Annotated in this window: 3 protein-coding genes; all 3 read left to right on the top strand. The window is 62.9% G+C overall.

Annotated features, from left to right (window positions below):
• The first annotated feature begins 335 nt into the window (after nt 1-335).
• Genes ACP5E6_RS17500 through ACP5E6_RS17490 form a run of 3 tightly spaced genes read left to right on the top strand, consistent with a single transcriptional unit; the run spans nt 336 to nt 3028 of the window.
• Nucleotides 336-1817: a SulP family inorganic anion transporter gene (locus ACP5E6_RS17500; protein WP_427956394.1), complete on the top strand. Its 1482-nt coding sequence runs from the start codon at nt 336-338 to the stop codon at nt 1815-1817.
• 18 nt (nt 1818-1835) lie between these two features.
• Nucleotides 1836-2687 (top strand): universal stress protein, encoded by an 852-nt coding sequence (locus ACP5E6_RS17495; RefSeq protein WP_427956391.1) that lies wholly within the window; start codon nt 1836-1838, stop codon nt 2685-2687.
• Nucleotides 2684-3028 (top strand): TraR/DksA family transcriptional regulator, encoded by a 345-nt coding sequence (locus tag ACP5E6_RS17490; RefSeq protein WP_427956388.1) that lies wholly within the window; start codon nt 2684-2686, stop codon nt 3026-3028. Before ACP5E6_RS17495 ends, ACP5E6_RS17490 begins: the two co-directional genes overlap by 4 nt.
• The last annotated feature ends 154 nt before the right edge of the window (nt 3029-3182 follow it).

Genomic DNA, 3182 nt, shown 5'->3' with positions numbered 1-3182 from the left:
GGGCGTAGCACTTTCAGGCATCGCGGCGCTGATGAACGGCAGTTACGAGCATTGCGTCGCGCAAGACCTTCGGTTACACGAGCCGTGTTGCGCCGCAACACGCGTTTACACAACGAAACGCGCCCTCCCTGGAATATCGCCGGTCCAATGTAGATCGATCCGCAGCAATTCTGTCTCGCTCTCGGCATCAACACAGATGCCGGCTCAGCCATGCTGCGGATTTGTGGATCAGGATACCAAGGATGCGCCGATCGGTGCGCCCCGCTCCCAACCCGGCATGGCCCGAAATCCCCCCCGTTTCATCGCGGGTTCATTTTGTCGCGTTCAGGAGTTTCATGTCCCTCTCCAACATCCGCACCGAGTGGTTCGGCAACATCCGCGGCGATCTGCTTGCCGGCATGGTCGTCGCCCTTGCTCTGATCCCCGAAGCCATCGCGTTCTCGATCATCGCGGGTGTCTCGCCGGTGGTCGGGCTCGATGCATCGTTCTGCATCGCCATCGTCATTGCCTTCGCCGGCGGGCGACCGGGTATGATTTCCGCCGCCACCGGTTCGGTCGCGCTGCTGATGGTGCTGCTGGTGCACGATTACGGCCTGCAATATCTGCTCGCCGCCACCATCCTGACCGGACTGCTGCAGATCGGTTTCGGTGCGATGCGCCTTGCGGTGTTGATGCGCTTCGTCTCGCGTTCGGTGATCACCGGATTCGAGAACGCGCTCGGCATCCTGATCTTCATGGCGCAGATTCCGCAGCTCACCAATGTCACCTGGCAGACCTATGCCATGGTCGCGGTTGGCCTGGTCATCGTCTATGGGTTGCCGCGCTTCACCAAGGCGATCCCCTCGCCGCTGATCGCGATCACTCTGCTCACCCTCGCTGCCGTGTTTTTCCACATTCCGGTTCGCACCGTGGGAGACATGGGTCAACTGCCGGACGGCCTGCCGCATCTGCTGATCCCCCATGTGCCTTTCACGCTCCACACGTTGATGATCGTGCTGCCCTTCTCGATCTCGATGGCGCTGGTCGGCATTCTGGAAACAATGATGACGACCAGCATTGTCGATGACCTGACCGATACACCGAGCAACCGCAATCGCGAAAACATCGGTCTCGGCCTCGCTAACATGGTCGCCGGCTTTCTCGGTGGGATGGCCGGTTGCGCGATGATCGGCCAGTCGGTGATCAACATCAAATCCGGGGGGCGCGGTCGGCTTTCCACCCTGTCCGCCGGCGTGTTCCTGCTGATCCTGATCGTGGTGCTCGGCCCCTGGCTGCGCGTCATCCCGATGGCCGCCTTGGTCGCGGTGATGATCATGGTCTCGATCGGCACGTTCAACTGGCGCTCGCTGCGCAACCTGCGCACCTACCCGAAAAGTTCCAGCGTGGTGATGCTTGCGACCGTCGGCATCGTTGTTGCCACCAACAACCTCGCTGCCGGGGTCGGTGTCGGCGTGCTGCTCAGCGCGTTGTTTTTCGCGTTCAAGGTCGCGCAACTGGTACGGATCGACAGCGAATTGCGTGACGATGGGGCCCTGCGCATCTACCGTGTCACCGGTCAGGTGTTTTTCGCCTCCACCGTCACTTTCAACACGGCATTCGACCTGACCGAGGCGGTGGAACGCGTGCGGATCGACCTCACCCACGCCCATTTCTGGGACATCTCGGCGGTCGAATCGCTCGACAAGGTGGTGTTGAAACTGCGCCGCAACGGCACGATCGTTGAAGTGGTCGGGCTCAACGAAGCCAGCGCCACCATTGTTGACCGCCTCGCCATCCACGACAAACCGGATGCGCTGGAACTGCTCGAACACGGCTGAAAAATAAGGAAACCGTCCATGACTCAGATTATCGGCTGCCTCGATGGCTCGATCTACACCCAAAGCGTCTGCGACCATGCGCTCTGGCTGGCGCAGCGCCTTGGAGGCGAGATCGAATTGCTCCATGTGCTCGATCATCACCGCGAACACGCTTCGGTCGCCAATTTGAGCGGCGCGATCGGTTTCAAATCGAACGAGGCGCTGCTGGAGCAACTCACCGAGGTCGAGGCAGCGCAGGCGCGCGTGGGTCTCGCCAAGGGCCGCGCCATCCTCCAGGCGGCCACCCCCCCTTTGCGCGCGGCGGGTGTTGCCGTCACCACCACCCAACTCAACGGCTCGCTGGTTGAAACCCTGACCGCGCGCGAAACCAGCCACAGCATCGTCGTGCTCGGCAAACGCGGCGAGGCGGCGGATTTCGCCAAGCTTCACCTTGGGGCCAATCTGGAACGCGTCGCCCGCGCCAGTATCTGTCCCATCCTGGCCGCCGCACGCGCGTTCCGACCGATCGAACGCGTGCTGATTGCGCATGACGGCGGTGCCAGCATCCGCAAAGCCATGGGTTTTCTTGCACAATCACCGCTGCTGCGCGGCTTGCAGGTGCAAATCCTCGCGGTCGGCACCGCTGATCAGCCGCGCCGCGCCCAACTCGACGACGCCAAAACGCAGATCGAACGCTGCGGCGCAATCGTCACCACCCGGATCGAACCCGGGGACCCGGAAACCACCATCGCGCGGATCACCGAACAGGAATGTTTCGGACTGCTGGTCATCGGGGCCTATGGTCACTCGCGCATCCGTAACCTTGTCATCGGCAGCACGACCACGGCCATGCTTCGCTCCTGCCGCATCCCCGTCCTGATGGTCCGATGAACGAAGACGAAGCCGCAGCGATCCGTCAGCGCCTCGCGGACATGCGCGCCGCGCTGAACACCGCCAGCGCCGATGCCGCCGATAGCCGCGCCCCGGTCGAACTGGACCAGACCTCCGTCGGGCGCTTGTCGCGGATCGATGCGATGCAGGCGCAATCGATGGCGCTGGCCACCGAACGCCGCCGCGCCATCGAACTAGCGCGGATCGACCAGGCGCTTGCCCGCGTCGCCGCCGGCACTTACGGCATCTGCGTCAAATGCGACGAACCGATCGAACCGCGGCGTCTGACGCTCGACCCGGCCATTGCGGTCTGCCTCGCCTGCGCACGGGATCACGTCTGAGCGTGGGCGGCTATCTCAGTCTGCTGTCCGGCCATTGGCGCCCGCTGGGATTCGGTCTGCTCCTCATGGCTCTGTCCTGCTTTGGCCAGACCTTCTTCATCGCGCTGTTCAACGGTGAGATCGGCAAGGTCGATCATCTGAGTGCCGGCGACCT

Origin of the sequence: Acidiphilium sp., from assembly GCF_049977125.1 — a bacterium.
Classification (GTDB): domain Bacteria; phylum Pseudomonadota; class Alphaproteobacteria; order Acetobacterales; family Acetobacteraceae; genus Acidiphilium.
This window is presented reverse-complemented; position numbering and strand designations above follow the sequence as displayed.

Bases quoted from the DNA above. Each gene is read 5' to 3' on its own strand.
- ACP5E6_RS17495 (WP_427956391.1), top strand. From the start codon at position 1,836: ATGACTCAGATTATCGGCTGCCTCGATGGCTCGATCTACACCCAAAGC.
- ACP5E6_RS17490 (WP_427956388.1), top strand. From the start codon at position 2,684: ATGAACGAAGACGAAGCCGCAGCGATCCGTCAGCGCCTCGCGGACATG.
- ACP5E6_RS17500 (WP_427956394.1), top strand. From the start codon at position 336: ATGTCCCTCTCCAACATCCGCACCGAGTGGTTCGGCAACATCCGCGGC.